This window comes from Streptomyces sp. NPDC048560, assembly GCF_040650955.1.
In the GTDB taxonomy this organism is placed as follows: Bacteria; Actinomycetota; Actinomycetes; order Streptomycetales; family Streptomycetaceae; genus Streptomyces.
The window spans coordinates 160,765-186,530 of record NZ_JBEZIJ010000001.1 but is presented as its reverse complement, the minus strand read 5'-3'; the positions used below and the strand labels follow the sequence as shown (position 1 = coordinate 186,530).

The window sequence follows — 25,766 nt, the reverse complement described above, 5'->3', positions numbered from 1 at the left end:
GGACGGAAGTAGCCCAAGTGGGTGGCGCATTTTGCGCCCACTTGGGTTATTTTCGGAGTATGCGGAAGAGGCTGTTCGCGCCACTGTGGGCCTGTCTGCTGCTGATACTTTCGGCGGCCGTGCTGGCGATGTCCCCCGCTGCGCCGTCCGCCGCCGCCACGATCGACGAGGCCGCCCAGGCCCTGCGCCAGGGCCCGGTGTACGTCGACCCGGCAGCGGCCGGCCAGCTCTCCGCCTCCGAGGCGGACGCGCTGGAGAAGAAGATCAAGGACGCCGACAAACCGGTGTTCGTCGCCGTTCTGCCGCAGTCCTCGGACTTCCCCGAAGAAGGTCTGCTCGCCAACCTGCGCAACGACACCGGAATCACCGGCCTCTACGCGGTCCGCCTCGGTGACGGGTTCGACGCGGGCGCCGACCGCAGCGTGATGACGGTCCGGGCGGTCGACAACCTGGTCGCGTCCGTGAAGACCCAGGACGCGGGCGCGGACGCGGCGACGCAGCTCAACGCCTTCGTCGACCAGGCCGTCGACCAGGCCCGGGGCAACGCGCCCGCCTCCTGGTCCGGCGGGGATGCGGACGGCGCCGCCGGACCTTCCGCCACCGGCCTGATCGTGCTCGGCGCGGTGGCCGTGGCGGGCGGCGCGGGTGCGTACACCGTCGTCCGCCGTAACCGGCGCCGCAAGGAGGAAGAGGAGCGGGCCTCGCTCGACAAGCTCCGGGTCGTCGTCGACGAGGACATCACCGCGTACGGCGAAACCCTGGAACGGCTCGACTTCCATCCCGCGGAACCGGGCGCCGACGACACCATGCGCGCCGACTACGAGCGCGCACTCGACTCGTACGAGAGCGCCAAGACCCGGATGGAGCGCGCCCGGCACCCCTCCGAGGTGCGCGGGGTCACGCAGGCCCTGGAGGACGGCCGCTACTCCCTCGCCGTCCTTGAGGCGCGCAGAACGGGCGCGGCCCTCCCCGCCCGCCGACCGCCCTGTTTCTTCGACCCGCGCCACGGCCCCTCGGTGGCGGACGCCCGGTGGGCGCCGTCCGGCGGCGCTGCCCGCGAGGTCCCGGTCTGCGGTGCGGACGAGGTCAGGCTGCGCGAGGGCGAGGATCCGATGAGCCGCACGGTCGACGTCGGGGACGGCCGCCGCCGCCCGTACTGGGAGGCGGGACCGGCGTACGGCCCCTGGGCCGGCGGTTACTTCGGCGGCGGGCTGCTGCCGGGTCTGCTGATGGGCACGATGCTCGGCTCGATGCTCTCGACCCCCGCGTACGCCGGTGAGTACGGCGGTGGGGACTTCGGCGCGGGCTCCGGCGGTGAATGGAGCGGCGGCGACGTCTCCGGCTCCGACTTCAGCTCGTCGGACTTCGGCGGCTTCGGCGACGGCGGAGGGTTCGGGGGCGGAGGGTTCGACGGGGGCGGGTTCTAGAGCCGCCTGGTTCCGGCCGGCGCTTCCGGCCGCGCCGGGCTCGCGCGTCCCCGGCGCGGCCGGAAGCGCCGGTCGGAACGCAGTGATCCATGCTAAACCTGACTATATGTGGGGTTCCGGTCGATTCCGGGCGTGGTTCCGTCGCCCCGTCCGGCGGCCTCATCGGCCCAGTGACGGGGGCGCGGCCCAGGCCGAGCGGGCCCGGGCAGGCACCACCGGCAGGGCGGACCGCCCCCCGGGAGGTGGCCTTCGGGCGCTGTTCAGCGTGCGCACGGTCGCCGGGCAGGTCTTCTGTCTCATGCTGGGGCTCGTCGTGCTCCTCGTCGCGGCCGCGGCCGTCGCGCTGGTGGTCCAGGGGCGGCGCGACACCATGCAGGAGGCCCGCCTCCACACGCTCGGCGTCGCCGAGACCTTCGCCCACGCGCCGGGCATCGTGGCGGCCATGGACGGACCCGACCCCACGGCCGAGCTCCAGCCGCTCACCGAGCAGGTGCGGGAGAAGGCCGATGTCGACTACGTGGTCGTCTCCGACCGCCGCGCCATCCGGATCACGCACCCCGAGCCCCGGCTGATCGGTGAGCGCATCATCGGTCCGTACCGCCAGGCCCTGGAGGGTGAGCCGTTCACCATGACCTTCAAGGCGGCCAGCGGTCTCGCGGTCACCTCCGTGGTGCCCGTTGTCCGGTCGGACGGATCGGTCGCCGGGCTGGTGTCCGTCGGCATCACGGTGGACTCGGTGGAGCACCTGGCGGACCGGAGCCTGCCCTTCAGCATCGGCGCCTCGGTGGTGGCACTCGTCCTCGCCGCGGGCGCCGCCGCGCTGGTCAGCCGGCGCCTGGGCAGGCAGACGCACGGGCTCGGACCGGCCGGGATGACACGGATGTACGAGCACCACGACGCGGTGCTCCACGCGGTACGCGAGGGAGTGCTCATCGTCGGGGCCGACGGCCGGCTGCAGCTCGCCAACGACGAGGCCCGCCGGCTCCTCGACCTCCCTCCGGGCGCCGAGGGCCGCCTCGTGACCGAGCTCGGCCTGGACGGCGGCACCGCCGAACTCCTGGCATCCGGCGGCCGCGTCACCGACGAGGTGCGGCGGTCCGGCAACCGGCTGCTGGCCGTCAACCTCCGTCCCACCGACCCGCAGGGCGAACCCTCCAGTACCGTCGCCACCCTCCGCGACACCACCGAGCTGCGCGCCGTCACCGGCACGGCGGAACAGGTACGCGAGCGCCTGCTGCTCCTGTACGAGGCGGGGGAGCGGATCGGCACCACGCTCGACGTCACCAGGACGGCCGAGGAGCTGACGGAGGTGGCGACACCGGGATTCGCCGACTTCGCCTCGGTCGACCTGGCCGACGCCGTCCTGCACGGCGAGGAGCCGCCACCGCCGAAGGGCGACGTGCTGGAGATGCGGCGCACCGCCATCGCGGGCGTCGACCCCGATCACCCGCTCTACCCCGTCGGCCAGGCCGTGGCCTTCATGCCCACCACGGCCGGGGCCTTCGGCACGAGCACCGGACACACCTGGATGGAGGCCGACCTCTCCGCGGCGTCACGCTGGCGGCAGCGGGATCCCGACAGCGGGGCGAAGGTCCTGGCGTACGGCATCCACTCGCTCATCTCCGTCCCCCTGCACGCGCGCGGTGTCATCCTCGGCATGGCGAACTTCTGGCGCGCGGGGAATCCCGAGCCCTTCGACGCGGACGACCTCTCCTTCGCCGAGGAACTGGTGGCACGGGCGGCCGTCAGCATCGACAACGCCCGCCGCTACACCCGCGAGCACGAGCTCGCCGTCGCACTCCAGCGCAGCCTGCTGCCCAGGAGCGTGCCCGAGCAGAGCGCCCTCGACGTGGCCTACCGCTATCTCCCGGCCCAGGCGGGGGTGGGCGGCGACTGGTTCGACGTGATCCCGCTGTCCGGAGCCAGGGTCGCCCTGGTCGTCGGCGACGTCGTCGGTCACGGGCTGCACGCGGCGGCCACGATGGGCAGGCTCCGCACCACGGTCCACAACTTCTCGACGCTGGACCTGCCGCCCGACGAACTCCTCGGCCACCTCGACGAGCTCGTCGCCCGGATGGACCAGGACGGCACGGACGACGGCTCCGACGTGGGGATCGCCGGGGCGACCTGTCTGTACGCGATCTACGACGGGGTCTCGGGGAAGTGCTGCATGGCCAGGGCGGGCCACCCCGGGCCGGCGCTGGTCCTGCCCGACGGAACGGTGGAGTTCCCCGGGACGCCGACGGGCCCGCCGCTCGGCATCGGCGGAATGCCCTTCGAGTCGGCCGAGTTCACCGTGCCCGAGGGAAGCCGTCTGGTCCTGTACACCGACGGCCTGGTCGAACGCCGTGACCGGGACTTCGACGTCGGCCTCGACATCCTGCGCACGGCTCTCGCCCACCGGGACCGGACGCCGGAGGAGACCTGCGACGACGTGATCGACGCCCTCCTGCCCATCCGCCCCACCGACGACGTGGCCCTCCTGGTGGCCCGCTCCCGCCGGCTGGATCCGGACCGGGTCGCGCATTTCGACGTGGCACCCGAACCCTCGGCGGTCGCCGGGGTGCGCAGGGAGGTGGCCCGCTGGCTCGGCGAGCGAGGGCTGGACGAGGAGGCCTTCGTCACCGAGCTCATCCTCAGCGAGCTGGTCACCAACGCCATCCGCTACGGCTCCGGACCGATCCGGGTGCGGCTGCTGTACGACCGGAGCGTCATCTGCGAGGTCTCCGACACCAGCAGCACCTCTCCGCACCTGCGCTACGCGGCGGCGACCGACGAGGGCGGGCGGGGACTCTTCCTCGTCGCGCAGTTCGCCGAACGCTGGGGCACCCGGTACACCCCCACGGGCAAGGTCATCTGGTCGGAGCAGGCAATCGGCGCGACAGCCGACGACTAGATCAAGCCACTCCTGAGTATTTGCCGATACGGCAATCAAACTTGTCACCGCGGCCGACCTCCCGCACCATCCGGGTCATGGAGGTGTTTCGTATGGACGACGACGCGCGGCGGTACGACGTGGTGGTGGTGGGCGGCGGAGCGGCCGGCCTGAGCGGGGCGGTGGCCCTTTCCCGGGCGAGGCGCTCGGTGCTGGTGATCGACGGGGGCGAGCCGCGCAACGCGCCGGCCACCCACGTGCACAACTACCTGGGCCGCGAAGGCACCCCGCCCTCGGAGCTCCTTGCCGTCGGACGGGCCGAGGCGGCCGGATACGGCGCCGAGATCACCGAGGGCACGGTGGTGTCCGCCGAGAAGCTCGGCGAAGGGGAGGGCTTCAGGGTCGTACGGGAGGACGGGACCGCAGTCGTGGCCCGCCGGCTCCTGGTGACCACCGGCCTGGTCGACGAGCTCCCCCCGGTTCCGGGCCTGGCCGAACGGTGGGGCCGCGAGGTGCTGCACTGCCCGTACTGCCACGGCTGGGAGGTCGCGGACCGCCCGATCGGCATCATCGCCGTCAGCCCGATGGCCGTGCACCAGGCGCTGATGTGGCGGCAGTGGAGCGAGGACGTCACGCTCTTCCGGCACACCGCACCCGCACCGGCCGACGAGGAGAACGAGCAGCTCGCCGCCCGGGGCATCGCTGTCGTGGAGGGGGAGGTGGCCGGGCTGGAGGTGACCGGTGACCGGCTCACCGGCGTGCGCCTGGCCGGCGGGCGGGTGATCGCCCGCGAGGCGGTCGTCGTCCAGCCCCGCTTCACGGCGCGGTCGGAGGTGCTGCGGAGCCTGGGGCTCGCGACGACCGAGCAGGAGGCCGCGGGGCACGTGGTCGGCACGTACGTCGCCGCCGATCCGTCCGGGGCCACGGACGTCCCCGGGGTCTGGGTGGCCGGAAATGTCGCCAACCTGATGGAACAGGTCATCGGTGCCGCGAGCGCCGGGCTGAAGGCGGCGGCGGCCATCAACGCGGACCTGATCGCCGACGACATCCGCGGTGCGGTGGCCGCGTACAGGCGCTGAGGACCGCACACGACGAGCGCCCGCCCCGCTCCCGGTGGGGAGCGGAGGCGGGCGCGCTCGGTCGTGCGGTGCCCCCGGGAGGATCAGGCCTGCGGAGCGGCCTTGATCGCGGAGATGTCGAAGTTCAGCTTCACCTTGTCGCTGACCATCACACCGCCGGTCTCCAGGGCCGCGTTCCAGGTCAGGCCCCAGTCGGACCGCAGGATGTCCGTGCCGCCCTCGAAGCCGACGCGCTCGTTGCCGTAGACGTCGGTGGCGGAGCCGTTGAACTCCAGGTCGATGGAGAGCGGGCGCGTGACGTCCTTGATGGTGAGGTCGCCGGTGACGCGGTACGTGTCGCCACCGAGCTGCTCGGCGCCCGTGGAACGGAAGGACATGAGCGGGAACGCCTCGGCGTCGAAGAAGTCGCCGCTGACCAGGTGGCCGTCGCGGTCGGCGATGCCGGTGTCGATGCTGGCGATCGTGACGTCGATCGAGGCCGCGGAGTTCGAGGGGTTCGCGCCGTCCAGCTTCAGGGTGCCCTCGTGCTCACCGAAGGAGCCGCGCACGTTGGTGACCATGGCGTGGCGCACGGTGAATCCGATGCTGCTGTGGGCCGGGTCGATCACGTAGTCGCCGGTCAGAGCGGCCAGTGCGGGGTCCACAGCGAGCGTGGCGGTGGTGGTGGGGGCGGTGGTGTTCTTGCGGTTGAACAGAGCCATGGCTCCTCCTCGGGGGACGTGATCGAGCGGATGTCGAATGGTTGTTTAACCTTCAACGAGATTGACTGTAGACCAATCTAGTTAAAAGTTCAACATCAAGGGTCCAGGCCGGTCCGGAATTCACCCTTCCGGCCGCGGGCGCACGCGTCGCCCTCTGGCGGACGCGCGTAGAACTCGGGCACTATCTCCCTGCTCCGCCAGTACCGCCGCCTCACTTTGATTTGTCATGAGCAGGAGGAATCCCCCGTGTCCTACCGCCCCACGCTCCGCTCCGCCCTGACCGCCCTGGCCCTCGTACTCGGCGCCTTCTTCGCCCCCGGCGTCGGCGTCGTCACAGGTGCGACCGACGCCTTCGCCGTCACCAAGATCAGCCACTCCACGGCGACCTCGATGTTCCGCTCCTCCAACATCACCTGGTCGTCGTCGGGCGGCTGTTCCAACCGGAACGTCTCCACCTGTACGTCGTTCGAGCAGCTCAATCTGGCCAGCGCCCAGGGCGCCCAGACCCTCAAGAGCGCCACGGGCTGCGCGCTGAACATCACCGGCGGCACCGAGACCGGGCACGCCGGTGGCACGTACTCGCACTGGAACGGCTACAAGCTCGACTTCTCCAAGTCCACCTGCCTCAACAACTACGTCCACGGCGTCTTCAGCTACATAGGTCTGCGCGGAGACGGCGCTCCCCAGTACAAGTCCGGTTCCGGCAACATCTACGCGGACGAGGGCAACCACTGGGACGTGACGTACTACAACTGCGGCGGCTGCTGAGCCGTACGCGGAGGTGCCCCCGTCCGGCGGGACGGGGGCACCATCGCGGGGAGGGCGGGCGGGTCAGGACCCGACGGTCACCGTGAAGCGCCTCGGGTTGCCGTCGTGCGCGGCGCCCGACACGTCCGGCTCGCCGTCCGGGCGTACGTCGTCGTAGGGGAAGGCGTAGCCGATCGGCGCGTTCGCGTGGACGACCCGCGACCAGTGGTTGGTCACCGGGCCCCTGTAGTAGTCCGCCACCGTGGTGCCGTTCGGCTGCTGCGGGTGGCTGAGCATGATCGAGCGGTTGAAGCCCGCCGCGATCCTGGCCAGCAGCGCCTTCTTGTCGTCGGAGTCCCCCGGGTTGTTCGTGAAAGGCCCGTGGTTGCAGGTGAAGATGTCCTTCGATGTGGGCCGGGCGAAGGTGTGGCCGCCCTCGAAGGTCAGCGTGTCACCGCTGACCCGCCCCGCCAGGGCGCCGCGGCCGCCCTGGAGGTCGATCCTGAGATCGGTCGAGCGGTACTTCGCCCAGACCTCGTCGATCTGCGCCGTGAACAGGTCCCGGAACGGCATCTCGTCCGGCCGGTCGAAGAACGGCGCCATCAGGTTCTGCGGCGACACGACCCGCAGGACCTTGCCGTCCTGCCCCCGCGTGACCAGCTTGTCCCAGGGCTGCCCGTCGGAGGCGGCCTGCGCGGTGAGGTCGTCGGCGATCCGCTGCACGGCGCCGTCCGGGAGGGGGGCGACGAGGTGCGTGCCGTCGCCCTGGAGACTGAGGCCGATCGGCAGCGCGGTCACCAGGTCGACGTAGCTGATGTTCGCGTACAGCTGCTGCGGGTTGAAGGTGAACTCGCAGAACGACCAGGTCCGCCCGTAGTTGGGGTCTGCGGGAGTGGAGAAGGCCGGCTCGACCAGCGAGGGACCCGGGTTGAGGAAGAAGTCCAGCTTGTCGTCGCGCACGAAGTAGACCCGCGCTCCGTACATCTGGGGAAGCGTCAGAACCACCGGGCCCGCGCCCGCGCCCTTCAGCGGGATGGCGCAGTCGACCGGCAGCGGCGTCTGCGGAGCTGCGGGGGAGTCGGGGCGGTAGACGCTGCCGTCGGCCCGCAGCAGCACCCAGCGGTCGGTGCCCTGCTCGTGGCCGGTCACGTACGCGTTCACGGTGCCCGGCAGGGAGCGGTTCTCCAGGGCCAGTTCGCAGGTCGCCGGTGCGGCGGAGGCTCGCGGGCTCAGGCTGGTTCCCCAGAGGGGATAGGTGAGCGCGGTCGCGGACGCGGCGGCGCCCGACAGGAACAGTCTGCGTGAAATCACGGGGTTCTCCCAGCGGTGGGGGGCCGCAGACGGACATGGGTTTCGAGGGGCCGGCACGGTGGGGGCGTCTGCGGTGCGCACTACTCTCACGATGCTCGGCCGGAGCGTCAAGAGTTACGGCTGAGAGCGCTCTCAGAATTCGGATGTCTTCACAACTCAGCGCCCACAGACGGTATTTGGTAACGCCCTGTCCTCAATCGCCTGCGCGTGGTGAACAGGAACCGAACGCGGCTCGGCCCCACCCCGCTCCCACCCCACTTGGACTAAAGGAGAGCGGTTGTTGGACTGGTAAGTCCCTCGGCGCCGTCCTCCGTTGACGGTGTCCGGACGGGAGGGCTACTCAGTCCACATGTCGCGAAGATTCACTTCGGCGGGCGCTGTAGCCGCCGCCTCAGCAGCCGTCCTGGCGCTCGTGGGGACCAGCATCCCCGCGGTAGCCGCCGCTTCCCCACCCGCCGCCGCCGACGCGGCCGACGCCACCGGCTCCGCCGTCATCGCATCGGCGCAGCTGTCGGTCGCCGTGGCCGACGACTTCCCGCGCGTCCTGTCGTACACCGACAAGGCCGGCGGCGAGCAGCTGGCCGGCAGCACCCGGCCGGTCACCGAGGTCACCCTCAACGGAGCCGCCCGCACGGTCCGGCTCAAGGGCGCCCCCGAGGTCACCGCCGCGGCCGCCCGCTACACGCTCGCCTTCCCCGACCTGCCGGGCGTCGAGATCGACGCCTCCATCGAGGTCTCCGGCCGCGCCACCACCTTCAAGGTGACCGCCGTGCGCGACACCGAGGCCTTCCGCGTCGGCACCATCGACATACCCGGCCACGACCTGGTCTCCGTCGGTTCCACGGACGACGGGGCCGCCACCGCGTTCACCCGCCTCGACCCGGACTCCACGAAGACCGCGGACGTCTTCGCCGAGGTCACCGCCGGGAGCGCGGCCGACACCACGCCGGTGGGCGCCGCGTACGCCCTCGTCAACACCGGGAAGCTCGCCGCGGCCGTCGAGTCCAACTCCTCCTACGACAAGCCCTCCGGGGCCACCGGCGGCGACGACGCCCGCTTCTGGCACCAGGCGCGCAAGGCGGCGGACGGCAGCGTCCGGGTCGGCGTCTGGTCGGGGCAGTGGACCTACCGGGGCGCCGGTGCGCCGGAGCCCGAGAGCGGCGCGGATCTGCCGTGGGCGAAGGTCGTCGTCACACCCGACGCCAACGGCGACGACACCGTGGACTGGCAGGACGGCGCCGTCGCCTTCCGCTCCATCGGCGTCACCGCGCCGGGCGGCGAGGAGACCGCGGACCGGGTCATCACCCACATCCCGTTCAACTTCGCCAGCCAGGCTACGCATCTTTTCCTCCGGACGCTCGACGACGTCAAGCGGATCTCGCTGGCCACCGACGGGCTCGGCCAGATGGCCGTCCTGAAGGGGTACGGCTCCGAGGGGCACGACTCGGCGCACCCGGACTACGGCGGCAACTACAACAAGCGCGCCGGCGGGCTGAAGGACCTCAACACGCTGCTCAGGCAGGGCAAGCGGTGGGGCGCCGCGTTCGGGGTCCACGTCAACGCCACCGAGTCCTACCCCGAGGCGAACGCGTTCGACGAGCAGCTCGTCGACAAGACCAGGCCCGGCTGGAACTGGCTCAACCAGAGCTACTACATCGACCAGCGCCGCGACATCAACAGCGGTGATCTCGCCCGGCGCTTCCAGCAGTTGCGCGACGAGACCGACAGCAATCTCAGCCTGCTCTACATCGACGTGTACTACTCGCACGGCTGGATCGCCGACAAGACCATGCAGGCCGTGCGGAAGCAGGGCTGGAACGTCGGCACCGAGTGGGCCGACAAGTTCGAGCGCGCCTCGCTGTGGTCGCACTGGGCCAACGACCTGAGCTACGGCGGCGCCACGAACAAGGGCCTCAACTCGCAGATCATCCGGTTCATCCGCAACGGCGAGAAGGACGTCTGGAACAACGACCCGGTCCTCGGCCAGACGGCGATCGAGGAGTTCGAGGGCTGGACCGGCGAGACGGACTGGAACACCTTCTACGACAACATCTGGCAGAAGAACCTGCCCGCCAAGTACCTCCAGCAGCAGCGGATCATCCGCTGGGACAAGGCGGCCGGAGACATCACCTTCACCGGAGGGGTCCGGGGCACGGTCGAGGACGGCAGGCGGACGTTCTACTCGGACGGCCGCAAGGTCCTCAGCGGTACGGACTACCTGCTGCCGTGGGACGGAGGCAAGAAGCTCTACCACTACAGCAAGGCCGGTGGTACGAGCAGTTGGGCGGTGCCCTCGACCGGCGCGTACACCGTCTACGAGCTCACCGACAACGGCCGGAGTAAGACCGGCACCGTGCGCCCGGTGGACGGGAGGATCACGCTGAAGGCCACGGCCGGCCGGCCGTACGTCCTCTACCCGAGCGCGGCGCCGGAGCCCGCCGCCCCCCGGTGGGGCGAGGGCGGCCCGGTCGCCGACCCGGGCTTCAACGACGACGGGCTCGACACCTGGTCGAAGACCGGCACCGCCGCCCGTCACACCGACGGCCAGGGCCGCAACAGCGCGAAGCTCTCCGGCACGGGCACGGCGGCGCTCTCGCAGAACATCGAGGGTCTGCGGCCCGGCAGGCGCTACACCGCCTCCGCGCTCATCGAGGTCGAACCGGGCATGAGCCGGCCCACCACCCTCTCGGCCGGCGGGAAGTCCGTCACCGTGCAGCGCTCCACAGCCCGGGACCAGGTGGCCGCGTCGGACTGGCACGGCAGCTACTTCCAGCGGGCCAAGGTGAACTTCACCGCCCCGCCGAGCGGGCGCACCACGCTTCGCATCGAAGCGGCGAGGGGCGGCACGGCGACGGTACGGGCCGATGACGTACGGCTCGTCGCCAACGCCCCGGCCACCCGGGACGGCACCGTCGTGTACGAGGACTTCGAGGACGTCGACCAGGGCTGGGGCCCCTTCCTCAAGGGTGACGCGGGCGGTTCCACCGACCCCCGCACGAGCATCTCCCAGCTCCACGCGCCGTACACCCAGGCCGGCTGGAACGGCAAGGCCGTAGACGACGTGCTGGGCGGCAAGGAGTCACTCAAGGCCCATGAGGAGAACACCGGTCTCGTCTACCGGACCGCTCCCTGGACCGTTCCGATGACCGACGGCCGGCGCTACCGGATCGAGTACGACTACCAGTCCAGCCATGCCGGGGCCTACGAGTGGGTCGAGGGCTACGACCGGATCGACGCGGGCGGCGACCCCGACTCCGTCGAGACGCGGACCACGGCCATCGGACAGCAGCGCACCACCGCCCACTTCGACGAGACCGTCACGGCGGGCTGCGGAGACACCTGGACCGGCCTGCGCAAGCGCGGTGGAGCACCCGACGGCGCCGACTTCGTGCTCGACGGCTTCACCGTGACCGACCTCGGCCCCGCCCCGGCCGGCGAGCAGGCCGCGTGCGGCACGCTCACCGTCGCGGCGCAGGCCGGGACGCTCGAGCCCGGCGTCGCCAACACGGTCGCCGCCACGTTCACCAACCACGAGGCGACCGCGGCGGCCGGCGTCGAGATGGCGCTGACGCTGCCCGACGGCTGGCAGGCGGAGCCCGCGGGCCCCGTCACCTTCGATTCGGTCGCCACGGGCGCCGAGGTCACCGGCAGCTGGCGGGTCACCCCGCCGGTCGACGCCGCGTACCGGACCTACACGCTGGGCTCGCGGGTGACGTACACCGCGGGCGGAGCGGGCAGGGAGCTCGGTGCGCAGACCTCCGTACGGACCCTGCCGCCGCCGCCCACCGCGGACAGCTGGGCCAGTGACCTGGACTGGACGGCCTCGGAGAACGGCTGGGGGCCGGTCGAGCGCGATCTCTCCAACGGTGAGACCGGGACCGGCGACGGATCCCCGCTGAAGATCGGCGGAGTCTCCTACGCCAAGGGCCTCGGCACCCACGCCCCGGCGGAGGTCCGCTACTACCTCGGCGGAAAGTGCACCTCCTTCACCGCCGAGGTGGGAGTGGACGACGCGCAGCCGACGCGCGGTTCCGTACAGTTCTCCGTCGAGGCCGACGGCACGGAGAAGGTGAGGTCGCCCGTACTGCGCGCGACCGACGCCGCGTGGACGGTGACGGCCGACGTCACCGGTGCCAAGTACGTCGACCTCGTCGTCGGCGACGGCGGCGACGGCAACGGGAACGACCACGCGGACTGGGGCGGCGCCCGCTTCCACTGCGGCAGCTGACCCGTGCGCAGGCACGGGCGTGGGCCACGGTCCCGCGCCCGTGCCGTGGGGTTTCCCTAAAACGCCCGGCACCCGGTGTGCCCCTCGCCACTTTCCCGGCTTTGTCGGCCCTCCACAAAGCGGGAGGGCCGTGAGCTGGTGGAACGGCTGCATGGCATTCGGGTTCTGTCGAGGCCCACCAGGAAACCGGTCAGGAGACTGTACGGAGCGGACGGCACGATTTGCGCGGTGGGCTTCGTAGGGTTCAGTACATGACCGTTGTGGACGAGATCCCGAGCGAGCCGAGCGACACGCGTGGCCGGGTGGCCGAACTGCTGGCCCTGCGTGAGCAGGCCCGGCGGGGACCGAGTGAGCGCGCGACCGAGGCCCAGCACGCCAAGGGCAAGCTGACCGCCCACGAGCGCATCGCGCTGCTGCTCGACGAGGGTTCGTTCAAGGAGGTCGAGCAGCTGCGCAGGCACCGGGCGACCGGGTTCGGCCTGGAGGCGAAGAAGCCGTACACCGACGGCGTCATCACCGGCTGGGGCACCGTCGACGGCCGCACGGTCTTCGTGTACGCCCACGACTTCCGGATCTTCGGCGGGGCGCTGGGCGAGGCCCACGCCACGAAGATCCACAAGATCATGGACATGGCCATCTCGGCCGGGGCTCCGCTGGTCTCCCTGAACGACGGCGCCGGCGCCCGTATCCAGGAGGGCGTCTCCGCCCTCGCCGGATACGGCGGCATCTTCCAGCGCAACACCCGCGCGTCCGGTGTCATCCCGCAGATCAGCGTGATGCTCGGCCCCTGCGCGGGCGGCGCGGCCTACAGCCCCGCCCTCACCGACTTCGTCTTCATGGTCCGCGAGACCTCGCAGATGTTCATCACCGGACCGGACGTCGTCAAGGCGGTCACCGGCGAGGAGATCACCCAGAACGGACTCGGTGGCGCGGACGTGCACGCCGAGACCTCGGGCGTCGCGCACTTCGCGTACGACGACGAGGAGACCTGCATCGCCGAGGTCCGCTACCTGATCGGGATGCTGCCCTCCAACAACCGCGAGAACCCGCCCACGGCGACGAGCGACGACCCGGCCGACCGGCGCGGCGACACCCTGCTCGACCTGGTCCCGGCCGACGGCAACCGCCCGTACGACATGCACAAGGTCATCGAGGAGCTCGTCGACGACGGCGACTACCTGGAGATCCACGAGCGCTGGGCCCGCAACATCATCTGCGCGCTGGCCCGCCTCGACGGTCAGGTGGTCGGCATCGTCGCCAACCAGCCGCTGGCCATGGCGGGCGTCCTGGACATCGAGGCCTCCGAGAAGGCGGCTCGTTTCGTCCAGATGTGTGACGCCTTCAACATCCCGATCGTCACTCTGCTGGACGTACCCGGCTTCCTCCCGGGCGTCGACCAGGAGCATGGTGGCATCATCCGGCACGGCGCGAAGCTGCTCTACGCGTACTGCAACGCCACCGTGCCGAGGATCAGCCTGATCCTGCGCAAGGCGTACGGCGGCGCGTACATCGTCATGGACTCGCAGTCCATCGGCGCCGACCTCACCTACGCGTGGCCCACCAACGAGATCGCGGTCATGGGTGCGGAGGGCGCTGCCAACGTCATCTTCCGCCGCCAGATCGCGGAGGCCGAGGACTCCGAAGCCATGCGGGCCCGCATGGTCAAGGAGTACAAGGCCGAGCTCATGCACCCGTACTACGCCGCGGAGCGCGGTCTGGTCGACGACGTCATCGACCCCGCCGAGACGCGCGAGATCCTGATCGCCTCGCTCGCCATGCTCCGCAACAAGCACGCGGATCTGCCGTCCCGTAAGCACGGCAACCCGCCGCAGTAGCGCGGCCGAACGCGGGTCACCCCCGCACCAGCCGGCGCCATCCTGCCGAGAAGACGGAGACACACCCATGAGCATCACTCCCGCCGAGTCCGTGCTGCGCGTCGAGAAGGGTCTCGCCGACCCCGAGGAGCTTGCGGCCATCACAGCCGTCCTGCTCGCCCGCGCGGCCTCCCAGCCCACCGCTGCCGCCCACCGGGGCCGCAGCTCCGCCGGATGGCGCCGTCTGGAGCGCACGCCCGGCTTCCGCGCCCCGCACAGCTGGCAGGGCTGAGAACGACCCGGCGCCCGCGCAGGGCGCGCGAAAGGCCCCGCACTCCTTCCGGAGTGCGGGGCCTTTCGTCGTACCGGGACCGTCAGCGCAGGCGAGCCATGAGGGCGTGCTCGACCAGCGTGATGAGCGCGCTCTTGGCGTCCGCGCGGTGGCGGGCGTCCGTGGTCAGGATCGGGGTGTCCGGCCCGATCTGCAGGGCCTCGCGCACCTCGTCCGGGGTGTAGGGCTGGTGTCCGTCGAAGCCGTTGAGGGCGATGACGAAGGGGAGGCCGCTGTTCTCGAAGTAGTCGACCGCGGGGAAGCAGTCGGCGAGGCGGCGGGTGTCGACGAGGACGACGGCGCCGATGGCGCCGCGTACGAGGTCGTCCCACATGAACCAGAAGCGGTCCTGTCCGGGGGTGCCGAAGAGGTACAGGATCAGGTCCTGGTCCAGGGTGATGCGTCCGAAGTCCATGGCCACCGTGGTGGTGGTCTTGTCCCCGGTGTGGGTGAGGTCGTCGATGCCCGCGGACGCGGACGTCATCACGGCTTCGGTGCGCAGCGGATTGATCTCCGAAACGGCACCGACAAACGTGGTCTTACCCACGCCGAAGCCCCCTGCCACCACGATCTTCGCCGAGGTAGTTGAGCGGGCCGCTCCGCCGCTAGAGCTTGCGAAGTCCACTGAGCACCCTTTCGAGCAGTGTCACGTCAGGTTGGCCGCCGGCGGACTCGTCGCCGCCGGGCTGATGGATAGCGACGAGTCCGGCCTCTGCCAGGTCGGCGACGAGAATCCGGGCAACGCCGAGCGGGATCGAGAGAAGGGCCGAGACCTCGGCCACCGACTTGATCTCCACGCAGAGCCGGCAGATCCGCTGATGCTCGGGCAACTGCCCCTGGAGCCGCGACGGATCGGCCGTGGTGCTCACCAGCGCTTCGATGGCGAGCTGGTAACGCGGCCGGGTCCGGCCACCTGTCATGGCGTACGGACGGACCAGCGGATTGTGTGCCGCGGGCGCGGGGGCTGCGGCCCGCCGGGGCTGCACCGGCTGAATACGGGATGCCTGGGGCGATTCGTACGGCTGCTGGGGCTGTTGCGGCCACGAACCCTGCTGCGGCCAGTCCGAGCCCTGCTGGGGCCAGTCGGACCCCTGCGCGCCCTGCGGCTGCTGATAGGGCTGCTGCGGCTGATAAGGCTGTTGCGCACCCTGTCTGCTGGGCGCGGAGGGGAAATTGAAACGGTTGTCGTCGTGCTCACCCGGTACCCGCTGGCCACCCTCATATGGGTGTCCGCCTGTGGGTGCTGCCACGTTTCCTCCTCCGAATGCCGGTCGCCGATCCCAGTGGGGCCGCGCCAACGCACCCTATGGGGCGATGGCGAGAAACGCACTGTCTGTCTACTAGTTAAGAAGACTTCCCTGGAGCTCCGCACGGAGATCCGGGGTCAGAACACTGCCCGCACGATCCACCAGAAGCGCCATTTCATACCCAACCAGACCGATGTCGGCGTCCGGATGCGAAAGGACAGCAAGAGATGATCCGTCGGAGATGGACATGATGAAGAGGAATCCTCTCTCCATCTCCACAACGGTCTGATTCACCGCGCCGCCCTCGAAGATCCGGGAGGCGCCCGCGGTCAGCGACGTCAGACCGGAGGCGACTGCCGCCAGCTGGTCGGCGCGGTCGCGCGGGAAACCTTCGGACATCGCCAGCAGCAGGCCGTCAGCGGAGACCACCACCGTGTGCGACACCCCGGGGGTGTTGTCCACGAAGTTGGTGATCAACCAGTTCAGATTCTGCGCCGCCTGGCTCATCGGGCTCACACTAACGCTCCTGGTTGTAGGTGTTACTTGCGTCCGACCCCGCATCGCGGCCCCGCTGGACACCGCGCCGCAGCTTGCTCAGCCTGCCACGGACGTCCTCGGGTGCGCGGGAGACCTGGGGGCCGCCCTGCTGAGTCTGCTCCGCCGTGCCCTCGACCAGATTGGCCTTGGGTACGCGGCGGGGGAGACCGGACGGGGTGATCCCGCCCGCCTTCGGGTCGCGGAGCTTCTCCGCCCGCTCCCAGCGCTCGTCGTTCGTGGAGCGCCAGTCGTCGGTGGCGGCGCCGTTCGCCGGGGCGGACGGCTGCTGCTGCTGGGTGTCCTGCGCCGGCGCCGTAGCCTCGTTGCCGCGGCCGGTGGGCTGCCAGTGCTGCACACCGCCCCTGCGCGGCAGACCGGCCTCGGTCAGCTCCTGCGCGGCGTTCTGGACGGGGCCCGAACGGTCGAAGCCTACGCGCTCCTGAGCCGCTGCGGGAGCACTCGCAGCAGATTCCGCTTCAGCCTGCGGCGCGGGCTCGTACGCCCCCTGGTAGCCGCCCTGATCCGGCCAGTCATCCTGGTGCGACTGGGCAGGGGCGGGGTTGAACTGCTCGCCGTACTGAGCCTGCTGGGCTTCCGGAGCGCCGTAGGCCGCTTCCGGATAACCGCCCTGCTGAGCCTGCTGCGGGTAGCCGCCGTCCGTGCCGTACGACTCGTAGGGCGTCTCGTACGAAGCCTGCTCGTACCCCTGCTGCGCCTGCTGCTCCGGGGCGTACTGCTCCTGGCCGTACTGGTCCTGGGCGTACTGCTGCGTCTCGTCCGGGAACACCGGACGCTCGCCGCCGGCCTGGGCCTCAAGCGCGGCGCGTCGCTCCTCACGCAGGAGCGAACGGCCGACCGGGTCCAGCTGGGTCTCCCCGTCGGATATCTCGTAGCGCGAGTCGTCGAAGCCGAGCTCCGCCGCCGTACGCATCGTGGTCTGGTGCGGCATCGGGTCGAACGCCGGCTGCTGCTGCTGCGGGATGATCGAGGAGACCGTGAAGTCGTCCTGCGCGGCGGCCTCGCCACCGCCACCGTGGGTGATGGCGTCCGGCAGCATGACCAGCGACGTGGTACCGGCCTGCTCGCCCGAGGGGCGCAGCTGGACGCGGATGCCGTGGCGGTCGGCGAGACGGCCGACCACGAAGAGACCCATGCGCTGGGAGACCGCGGCGTCCACGGTCGGCGGGTTGGCCAGCTTGTGGTTGATGTCCGCGAAGTCCTCGGCGGTGAGGCCGATTCCCTTGTCGTGGATCTCGACCATCACGCGGCCGTCGGGCAGCCGGGTCGCGGTGACCCGGACCTTGGTCTGCGGGGAGGAGAACGTGGTGGCGTTCTCCAGGAGCTCGGCCAGCAGGTGGACGAGGTCGGTCACGGCCTGCCCGTGGATCTCGCTCTCCGGTACGCCGGTGAGCTCGATGCGCTCGTAGGACTCCACCTCGGAGGAGGCGGCCCGCAGGACGTCGACCAGCGGCACGGGCTGGTTCCAGCGGCGGCCCGGCTCCTCGCCCGCGAGGACGAGGAGGTTCTCGCCGTTACGGCGCATACGGGTGGCCAGGTGGTCCAGCTTGAACAGGCTCTCCAGCTGGTCCGGGTCCGCCTCGTTGTTCTCCAGGTCGGTGATGAGGGTCAGCTGGCCCTCGATGAGCGACTGGTTGCGGCGCGAGAGGTTGGTGAAGATCGCGTTGACGTTGCCCCGGAGCATGGCCTGCTCGGCGGCGAGCCGGACGGCCTCGCGGTGGACCTGGTCGAAGGCGCGGGCGACCTCGCCGATCTCGTCCTGGGTGTTGATCGGGATCGGCTGGACACGCGTGTCCACCCGGCCCGGGTCGGTCCGCGACAGCTGGTCGACCAGCATCGGCAGACGCTGCTCGGCGATACCGAAGGCGGCGGTACGCAGCTGGCGCATCGCACGGCTCATCTGGCGGGCCATGAGACCCGCGACGATGAACGCCGCGAGCAGCGCGATGACCACGATCAGGCCGTTGACGATGGCGTCGGTCTTCGCGTCGGACGAGATCTCGGCGGCCTCGGTCACGGCCTTGTCGACGAGCTCGTCGCCGACGGTGGAGTATCCGTCGAACTTGGCGGTGGCGGCGGCCATCCAGGTCTCGGGGGTGATCCCCTTCGACCGCAGCTCGGCCGGTGAACGGCCCTGGCCGATCTGCTGGGCCATGCCGTCGAAGACCGAACCGTCGATGCTCGGCGGCGGCACGAACGGCTTGCCGGCGGCCTGGGCCTGCTCGGCGGCCGTCTTCAGCCGCTTGGCACCCTCGGCGGCCTTGCCGGTCATGACGGTCTTGAGGCGGGTCGCGTCGGCCTCCGTACCACCGGAGACGAACTCGGCGAGGGCGATCTGCTCCAGGTAGTTGTACGAGCCGAAGGCCTTGACCTGCGCCTGGAACGTGCCGCGCTCCTGGCTGGGGCGGACCAGCAGGTGCATGCCGATGGAACGCTGCAGCGAGACCGCGGCCTTGGAGAGCTCGATCGCGTAGACCGTACGGCCGTAGCTGGTGATGTTGCCCGTGCCGAGACCGAGGTCGTTGGAGAACTCCATCAGGGAGTGCTGGACCTTGGTGTAGCCCTCTTCGGTCTTCACCGGGTCAAGGGCCTCGGCGTAGGCCGCCTTGCGCAGCTCGGGGAGCTGGGGCTCCTCCACCCTGAACAGCTTCAGGCGGCGCTCCAGGCGTCCCGCGGAGGGCATGTCCTGCACGGCGGTGTCGAACTTCGTCGCTGCCTCGTCCGTGGTGGCACGGGCCTGCTCGACGACGTCGGCGGTGCGCTTGTTCGACAGGAGCGGCTGAGCGGTGAGGTCACGCTCGTTGAGCAGTGCCTGCCCGTACTCCGAGGCCGCGCGCACGATCCGCGCGGTCTTCTCGGCGTCCTGGGCCTCGTTCCAGGTGTCGATCGACCCCTTCACCTGGAAGCCGCCCATGATCAGGCCGACCAGCGCAGGGATCAGGAGGATCGCGTTCAGCCTCGTGGGCACCCGCCAGTTGCGCGGGGACAGCCGGCTGGTGGAGCCACCGGCCGGTTCGGGCGCGGACATGTCCGCGGACGACGCCCCGGCGCGGGGCGGCGGGGTGAAGTTGCCCCGTTCCGGCTGCGCCGCGGAGCCCTCGTTGCTTCGCCTCACTCGACCAACAACCTCTCGGCGTCGGCACCAACGTTGTGCCGAAGTATTCGTTCAGGGCCGTACTACTCGGTAGTTCGACGAATTTCAGCACGGGGACGGGGTGCGTTCCAAACAGTCGGAATGAGTCATTCCGAGTGGTCTACACCGCAGATAAAACGGGCATAAAGAGCGAGCCCCGCCAAATGGCGGGGCCCGCATGAGCAGAGTGGTACCAGTCGGATGCATCGTGTATTGATGCCGCGGTAATTCTCTGTCGAAACGTTATGAACACGGGGGCGGATCGTGTCAAAGGACACAGCCCGCCCCCCTGTGACTACAACAACTTCCGTATTGCAAAAACGACTTACGTCTACTTGAGACGTGCCATCAGGGCGTGCTCGACCAGAGTGATCAAACCGCTCTTGGCGTCCGCGCGGTGGCGGGCGTCCGTGGTGATGATCGGGGCGTCGGGCCCGATCTGCAGGGCCTCGCGCACTTCTTCGGGGGTGTAGGGCTGGTGTCCGTCGAAGCCGTTGAGGGCGATGACGAAGGGGAGGCCGCTGTTCTCGAAGTAGTCGACCGCGGGGAAGCAGTCGGCGAGGCGGCGGGTGTCGACGAGGACGACGGCGCCGATGGCTCCGCGTACGAGGTCGTCCCACATGAACCAGAAGCGGTCCTGTCCGGGGGTGCCGAAGAGGTACAGGATCAGGTCCTGGTCCAGGGTGATGCGTCCGAAGTCCATGGCCACCGTGGTGGTGGTCTTGTCCCCGGTGTGGGTGAGGTCGTCGATGCCCGCGGACGCGGACGTCATCACGGCTTCGGTGCGCAGCGGATTGATCTCCGAAACGGCACCGACGAACGTGGTCTTACCCACGCCGAAGCCGCCCGCCACCACGATCTTCGCCGAGGTGGTGGCACGGCCCGTCCCGCCGTTAGAGCTTGCGAAGTCCACTGAGCACCCTTTCGAGCAGTGTCACATCCGGCGCGCCGCCGGCCTCTCCGTTGCCCGGCTGGTGGATTGCCACCATGCCGGCTTCCGCCAGGTCCGCCACGAGGATGCGGGCCACGCCGAGAGGCATGGACAGCAGTGCCGAGACCTCGGCCACCGACTTGACCTCGCGGCACAGGTGGCAGATCCGCTGATGCTCGGGGAGCAGGGTCCCCAGGTGTGCCGGGTCGGCCGTGGTGCTGACCAGGGCCTCTATCGCGAGCTGGTAACGCGGCCGGGTCCGGCCGCCGGTCATGGCATAGGGACGGACCAGCGGCTGGTCGCCTTCACCGTCGTACGACGCGTGGTGCAGTGCGCCGTACGGATCAGGTGAGGCGGGTGGCGGGGTCATGAATCCTCCGGGCGTGACAGCGGTGTGTCGACTTGCCGTCTGAAGGGGCCGGTGGGGGGTCTGGGGCGGCCGGACGGGTGAGGGTTATGGGCAGTACCTGGGGGGATTGTGCCTGGGATCCGCTGCATGGCCGCCTAGTGGAGCAGACTGCCCTGGAGCTCGGCGCGCAGGTCGGGCGTGAGGACGGTGCCGGCCCGGTCGACGAGGAGGGCCATCTCGTAACCGACCAGGCCGATGTCGGCGTCCGGGTGGGCGAGAACGGCCAGGGAGGAACCGTCGGAGACGGACATGAGGAAGAGGAATCCTCGCTCCATCTCCACAACGGTCTGGCTGACGGCGCCGCCCTCGAAGATCCGGGAGGCGCCCGCGGTCAGCGACGTCAGACCGGAGGCGACTGCCGCCAGCTGGTCGGCGCGGTCGCGCGGGAAACCTTCGGACATCGCCAGCAGCAGGCCGTCAGCGGAGACCACGACGGTGTGGGACACCCCGGGGGTGTTGTCCACGAAGTTGGTGATCAGCCAGTTCAGATTCTGTGCGGCCTGACTCATGGGGCTCAACTAACGCTCCTGCTGGTGAGTGGGGCCGAGATGGAAACCGCCGGTCGACTGGCCGTTGTTGGCCTGCCGACCCTGCTGGATGCCCCGGCGGAGATTGGTCAGACGTCCGCGTACGTCATCGGGCGCACGCGAAACCTGGGGTCCGGACTGGTGATTCTGCTGCTGGGCGGTGCCCGGTACCAAATTGGCACGGGGAACCCGGCGAGGGAGTCCGGATGTGGTGATGCCACCCGCAGCGGGCTTCTTGACCCGCTCCGCCTGCCGTACGAGCTCGTCGTTGGGCGAGGGCCGCCACGTGCTGGTGGTGGCGCCGGTGTCGGCGTCACCACGCCGCGGCATGGGAGGAGTGGGTGCCGAGGCCGGAGCGGCCGGAGCCTGCGCCTCGGGAGCGGGCTGCTGGCCGCCCTGCTGCGGACCGTGGAACCAGTTGGTCTCAAGGGTGTCGTACAGCGGGGTACGACCGTCCCCGGGACCGGCCGGCGGAAGGGCCTCGGGCTGCGCCTGCTGAGGCAGCGCCGGACGGGGCGGCAAGGCACCCGCGGGCGGAGCCGCCGGACGCGGAGCACCGAAGTCGGCGTCGTCCCGGCCGCGCTGGCGCGGCGCGGGCATCCCCTGGTTCTGCTGGGGGGCGCCGAAGTCGGGGCGCGCGAACTGGGCGGTGCCTGCCGGGTCCTGGGACGCCTGCGGCGCCGAGAAGTCCGGGCGGGCGAACTCCGCCGTGGCAGCCGGGCCCTGGAGCTGGTCCGGGGCGCCGTACGGCTGGTTCGGGCCGGCCGGCCGGGCGAACCGGCCGGTGGAGTCGGGCTCTTCGTGACCGCGCGGGGCGTCCGGCGGGGACTGGCGCTGCGCGCCCTGTCCCTCGGCACTCCAGCTCGGGGTCTGCGGACGCTGCGGCTGGGGGTTGCCCCCGGGCAGCTCGGCGCGCGGACCGCCGGGCGGCGGCAGCTGGCGGCCGGGGCCGCCGGGCTGCTGGAAACCGCCCTGGTCGTTCTGGGCGTGCCGGGCCTGCGGCTGCCGGACGGGCGGGCCGCTCTGCTGGCCCTGCTGACCGTACTGGCCGCTCTGCTGCTGGGCGGGCCTGCTCTGTCCCGAGTGACCGAACAGATTGGGCTGACCCGCGTCCGTACGGCCGGGAGCCTCGCCCTGGCCACCGCGTGCACCCATGCGGGCGCCGCCGCCGAAGGCACCGGTGGCGCCGCCGGCGGGCGGGGCCTGGTTGGGCCGGCCCGCGTTCTGCGGGCCGTTGCCCATGCCGTTGCTCTGGGAACCTGCCGCGGGCTGCGGCTGACGGGGGCCGCCGTCGCGCGAGGGCAGCGCGGCACGCGGACCGGAGCCCGCACCGACCTGCCCGCGATGCGCACCGCCGCCGAGCGCGGCCGAGCCCGGCGCACCGCCGAGACCGGGACGCGGGGCGCTGCCCGGGGCACCACCGGCGAGAAGCCCGCCGGGAGCGCCCTGCTGCTGGCCGAGGCCCTGCTTGGACGGGGGCTGCTTGCCACCGTGCGCGACATCGACGGGCAGCATGACCAGCGCGGTCGTGCCGCCGGAGTCCGAGGGACGCAGCTGGATGCGGATGCCGTGTCGCAGGGACAGGCGGCCGACCACGAACAGACCCATGCGCCGGGAGACCGAGACGTCCACGGTCGGCGGCGACGCGAGCCGCTCGTTGATCGCCGCGAGGTCCTCGGGGGAGAGGCCGATACCGGTGTCGTGGATCTCGACGAGCACACGGCCGTCGGGCAGCGCGTGACCGGTGACCTTGACCTTCGTCTGGGGCGAGGAGAACGACGTGGCGTTCTCCAGCAGCTCCGCGAGCAGGTGCACGAGGTCGTTGACCACACGGCCGGCGACCTCGGTGGCGGGCACCGCGGCCAGTTCGATGCGCTCGTACTGCTCCACCTCGGAGGCGGCGGCACGGAGCACGTCGACCAGCGGCACGGGGCGGGTCCACCGGCGGCCCGGCTCCTCGCCCGCGAGGACGAGGAGGTTTTCGCCGTTACGGCGCATACGGGTCGCGAGGTGATCGAGCTTGAAGAGGGAGGACAGCTGGTCCGGGTCGGCCTCGCGCGACTCCAGCTCGGAGATGAGCGAGAGCTGGCGCTGGATGAGGCCCTGCGAACGGCGCGAGAGGTTGGTGAACATCGCGTTGACGTTGCCTCGGAGCAGTGCCTGCTCGGCTGCCAGTCGAACAGCCTCGCGGTGCACGTCGTCGAAGGCCGCGGCCACCTGGCCGATCTCGTCCCGGGAGTGCACACCGACGGACTCGACGGAGGTGTCGACGTCCTGCGGGTCCGTCTCCGAGAGCTGCTTGACGAGCTCGGGGAGCCGGTCCTGGGCGACCCGGGTCGCGGTGTCCTGGAGCCGCCGCAGCGAGCGGATCATGGACCGCGCCACGACGAACGCGCCGACCAGCGAGACACCGAGCACGAGGAGGATGACCACACCGTTGAGGATGGCCTCGCGCTGGGACTCCTCGCGGAGCTCGCGCGCCTTGCCCTCCATCTCGCTGAGGAGGGTCTCCTCGATGGTCTTCATGGCCTGGATCTTGGTGGAGCTCTGCTCGTACCAGTCCAGGTACGAGCGGGTCTTCTTGCCCTCCATGCCGTTGGGGCTTTCGAGGACCTGCTTCGCGTACATGTCCGCGGCGTTGATCTCGGGGTGACCGTTGGTCAGCGAGGCCGTGAGTTCGTCGGCGCTGTTGCCGGTGTTCTCGTACGTCGACTTGAACGAGGCGAGCGTCTGCGCCTCCTTGCGGAGGGCGTTGCGGCCGAACTGCTGGTCGTTCTTGTCGAGGTCGGTCTTCTGGCTGCCACCACCGCCGGGCAGGGCCGCGGCGATGACGGCACGCTGGACCGAGGCGTACTCCTTGGAGGAGGAGAAGGCCGCCAGGGCCCGGGTGCGCTTGATCATCTCCGGGTTGTTGGTCGCCTGCGCCATGTCCTGCGAGAGGCTGAGCAGCGAGGTGATCAACTGGCTGTACCGGTCGATCGTGTTGAGGCTCGGAGTGCCCTTGGCGTACGCGTCCTCGCGGATGTCCCGGATCTGCCCGAGCTGGACCGAGATCTGGCTGACGCTCGAGTGGATGCTCTCGAGGGCCTCGTCGCTGTCGGTGTTGTCGATCGCCTCGGTCGCCTCGAAGAAGGCGTCCTTGGAGCGGTCGGTCCTCTTGCGGGGTTCGGTGACCTTGAAGTCCGTGGGCGCGGTGCCGTTGGACAGCGGGCCCGCCGACTTGTCGCGCTCCTCCTGGAGCGCCTGGGCGAGCGCGGTCGCCTGCTTGGTCATCTTGGTGAGCAGCTGCATGTGCTCCAGCTGCTGCATGTCGTTCATGGACTCGTTGATACGGAGTCCGCCCAGCGTGGTCGCCGCCACCACGGGAAGGGCGAGAAGCGAGACCAGGCGCGTACTGATGCGCCAGTTACGGAGAGCTATTCGTGAGCCGGTATTGACCGGACCGGTCGACTGGAAGCCGCTGACCGGCTCCGCGCCACCGATCGTCGTCGTGCCCGGTCGCTGTGCGCGGTCACCGCTGTCACCGGCCGTGGTCTGCCCGGGGTTCTGGGCGTGCTGGGGCGAGGAGCCGCGGTCGTTCCCACCGCGCGGCTCCTGATCCGCCGGAGCTTCCCCTCGGCCCTGGCGGGGCTGGGGAGACCCCATGCCATCCCTCTTGAAACGTCCCTGCACTAGCGTCGCAACCTCTGGACCAGGCGTCCCATCCCGCGTGCGCGGGCCAGGACGGTGTCGGCGTCGTGGGGCGCTGGACGCGCCCCATGGTGGTCGTGAGTGACCGGCGTTCTTCCCCCTCCCGCCGCCACTCGGCGCTGCGTTGCGCCTTCGCGCCGGCCTGAAACCCGCGGCGGTGCGTGGAATTCCAGCACAGTGCCGGATCTCCAACAAGGCCCCTGTACCGGCCTGTGACCTGGGTGACACGTTGTGATGAACGGGTAACAAGGCGTGGAGAGTGTTAGGGGTCAAATGGGGTGATCAGGGATGAGTCGCTTACGGGTAGGGGGTGCCCCAGTCGCGATGATCAGGAGCGGAATGGCTGATTCAGCTATGCAATGTCCGTTTCGTGGCCCACGACCGGCTGACCACGATGCGGCATTTGTCGGCTACTTCGTGAGCAAACTCACATGATGATCGCCGTCTTCCCGGGGCGTCGAGTGGGAATTGGATGTTTAGCCTGACCCTTTACAGGGATGGCGAATCCGACAACCAGGCGCCCCCACGGGTGGCGCCCAGACCGACAGGGCCCAGACGGCAGATGAAGACCACGATGATGTTCCGCAACATTGCCAACCCCCGGCGCACCACGCTGGCGCACCTCGAGGACGCCGTAGCACTGCGGACGCCGGAGCAGCCGGAGCACTCGGTCGACCTGCCCGCCCAGACGGCCAACCCCCGCCGCACCATCCTGATGGAAGCGCCGGTCACGGCCTCCGCCTGACCGGTGCCGCTGTCCC

Annotated in this window: 18 protein-coding genes; 8 read left to right on the top strand and 10 right to left on the bottom strand. The window is 70.4% G+C overall.

What is annotated here, in order from left to right:
- Positions 1 to 59 precede the first annotated feature (59 nt).
- The 3 genes from AB0C82_RS00830 (at position 60) to AB0C82_RS00820 (ending at position 5,381) form a co-directional block, all read left to right on the top strand.
- Positions 60 to 1,427, top strand: coding sequence for a hypothetical protein (locus AB0C82_RS00830; RefSeq protein WP_362834902.1), 1,368 nt, complete (start codon positions 60 to 62; stop codon positions 1,425 to 1,427).
- 298 nt (positions 1,428 to 1,725) lie between these two features.
- The gene (locus AB0C82_RS00825; protein WP_362836951.1) at positions 1,726 to 4,323 is read left to right on the top strand and encodes a SpoIIE family protein phosphatase; all 2,598 of its coding nucleotides are present in this window, start codon (positions 1,726 to 1,728) and stop codon (positions 4,321 to 4,323) included.
- A gap of 77 nt (positions 4,324 to 4,400) precedes the next feature.
- Positions 4,401 to 5,381, top strand: a complete 981-nt coding sequence (locus tag AB0C82_RS00820; protein WP_362834900.1) for an NAD(P)/FAD-dependent oxidoreductase — start codon at positions 4,401 to 4,403, stop codon at positions 5,379 to 5,381.
- Between the two features lie 83 nt (positions 5,382 to 5,464).
- Here AB0C82_RS00820 and AB0C82_RS00815 read toward each other — a convergent pair whose 3' ends face one another.
- On the bottom strand, positions 5,465 to 6,082 hold the full coding sequence (locus AB0C82_RS00815; protein ID WP_362834898.1) for a YceI family protein: 618 nt from the start codon (positions 6,080 to 6,082) through the stop codon (positions 5,465 to 5,467).
- A gap of 246 nt (positions 6,083 to 6,328) precedes the next feature.
- On the opposite strand from AB0C82_RS00815, the gene AB0C82_RS00810 reads away from it, so the two are divergent.
- Complete coding sequence (locus AB0C82_RS00810; protein ID WP_362834896.1) at positions 6,329 to 6,850, top strand: hypothetical protein; 522 nt, start codon at positions 6,329 to 6,331, stop codon at positions 6,848 to 6,850.
- Between the two features lie 63 nt (positions 6,851 to 6,913).
- On the opposite strand, the gene AB0C82_RS00805 is transcribed toward AB0C82_RS00810, so the two are convergent.
- Positions 6,914 to 8,140, bottom strand: coding sequence for a glycoside hydrolase family 64 protein (locus AB0C82_RS00805; protein ID WP_362834894.1), 1,227 nt, complete (start codon positions 8,138 to 8,140; stop codon positions 6,914 to 6,916).
- A 349-nt stretch (positions 8,141 to 8,489) separates the two neighbouring features.
- On the opposite strand from AB0C82_RS00805, the gene AB0C82_RS00800 reads away from it, so the two are divergent.
- From AB0C82_RS00800 to AB0C82_RS00790, 3 genes are all read left to right on the top strand, one after another.
- Complete coding sequence (locus tag AB0C82_RS00800; RefSeq protein WP_362834892.1) at positions 8,490 to 12,368, top strand: endo-alpha-N-acetylgalactosaminidase family protein; 3,879 nt, start codon at positions 8,490 to 8,492, stop codon at positions 12,366 to 12,368.
- A 251-nt stretch (positions 12,369 to 12,619) separates the two neighbouring features.
- Positions 12,620 to 14,203 carry an acyl-CoA carboxylase subunit beta gene (locus AB0C82_RS00795; RefSeq protein WP_362834890.1) on the top strand — a complete coding sequence of 528 codons (1,584 nt, stop codon included), beginning with the start codon at positions 12,620 to 12,622 and terminating at the stop codon, positions 14,201 to 14,203.
- 67 nt (positions 14,204 to 14,270) lie between these two features.
- On the top strand, positions 14,271 to 14,474 hold the full coding sequence (locus AB0C82_RS00790) for an acyl-CoA carboxylase subunit epsilon (protein ID WP_362834888.1): 204 nt from the start codon (positions 14,271 to 14,273) through the stop codon (positions 14,472 to 14,474).
- A gap of 82 nt (positions 14,475 to 14,556) precedes the next feature.
- On the opposite strand, the gene AB0C82_RS00785 is transcribed toward AB0C82_RS00790, so the two are convergent.
- The 8 genes from AB0C82_RS00785 to AB0C82_RS00750 form a co-directional block, all read right to left on the bottom strand.
- Positions 14,557 to 15,138: an ATP/GTP-binding protein gene (locus AB0C82_RS00785; RefSeq protein WP_014048542.1), complete on the bottom strand. Its 582-nt coding sequence runs from the start codon at positions 15,136 to 15,138 to the stop codon at positions 14,557 to 14,559.
- Positions 15,119 to 15,763, bottom strand: a complete 645-nt coding sequence (locus tag AB0C82_RS00780; RefSeq protein WP_362834885.1) for a DUF742 domain-containing protein — start codon at positions 15,761 to 15,763, stop codon at positions 15,119 to 15,121. The genes AB0C82_RS00785 and AB0C82_RS00780 overlap by 20 nt, the downstream gene beginning before the upstream one ends.
- Before the next feature lie 90 nt (positions 15,764 to 15,853).
- Positions 15,854 to 16,267 carry a roadblock/LC7 domain-containing protein gene (locus tag AB0C82_RS00775; RefSeq protein ID WP_124272100.1) on the bottom strand — a complete coding sequence of 138 codons (414 nt, stop codon included), beginning with the start codon at positions 16,265 to 16,267 and terminating at the stop codon, positions 15,854 to 15,856.
- 10 nt (positions 16,268 to 16,277) lie between these two features.
- Positions 16,278 to 19,430, bottom strand: a complete 3,153-nt coding sequence (locus AB0C82_RS00770) for a nitrate- and nitrite sensing domain-containing protein (protein WP_362834883.1) — start codon at positions 19,428 to 19,430, stop codon at positions 16,278 to 16,280.
- Between the two features lie 349 nt (positions 19,431 to 19,779).
- On the bottom strand, positions 19,780 to 20,361 hold the full coding sequence (locus AB0C82_RS00765) for an ATP/GTP-binding protein (RefSeq protein ID WP_328906053.1): 582 nt from the start codon (positions 20,359 to 20,361) through the stop codon (positions 19,780 to 19,782).
- The gene (locus AB0C82_RS00760; protein ID WP_003966010.1) at positions 20,342 to 20,749 is read right to left on the bottom strand and encodes a DUF742 domain-containing protein; all 408 of its coding nucleotides are present in this window, start codon (positions 20,747 to 20,749) and stop codon (positions 20,342 to 20,344) included. The genes AB0C82_RS00765 and AB0C82_RS00760 overlap by 20 nt, the downstream gene beginning before the upstream one ends.
- Positions 20,750 to 20,883: 134 nt before the next feature.
- Positions 20,884 to 21,297, bottom strand: a complete 414-nt coding sequence (locus AB0C82_RS00755) for a roadblock/LC7 domain-containing protein (protein WP_024495006.1) — start codon at positions 21,295 to 21,297, stop codon at positions 20,884 to 20,886.
- A 9-nt stretch (positions 21,298 to 21,306) separates the two neighbouring features.
- Positions 21,307 to 24,960, bottom strand: a complete 3,654-nt coding sequence (locus AB0C82_RS00750) for a nitrate- and nitrite sensing domain-containing protein (protein WP_362834881.1) — start codon at positions 24,958 to 24,960, stop codon at positions 21,307 to 21,309.
- Between the two features lie 607 nt (positions 24,961 to 25,567).
- Here AB0C82_RS00750 and AB0C82_RS00745 point away from each other — a divergent pair.
- A complete protein-coding gene (locus tag AB0C82_RS00745) occupies positions 25,568 to 25,750 on the top strand; it encodes a hypothetical protein (protein ID WP_362834879.1) in 183 nt (60 codons plus the stop codon).
- Positions 25,751 to 25,766: the final 16 nt, after the last annotated feature.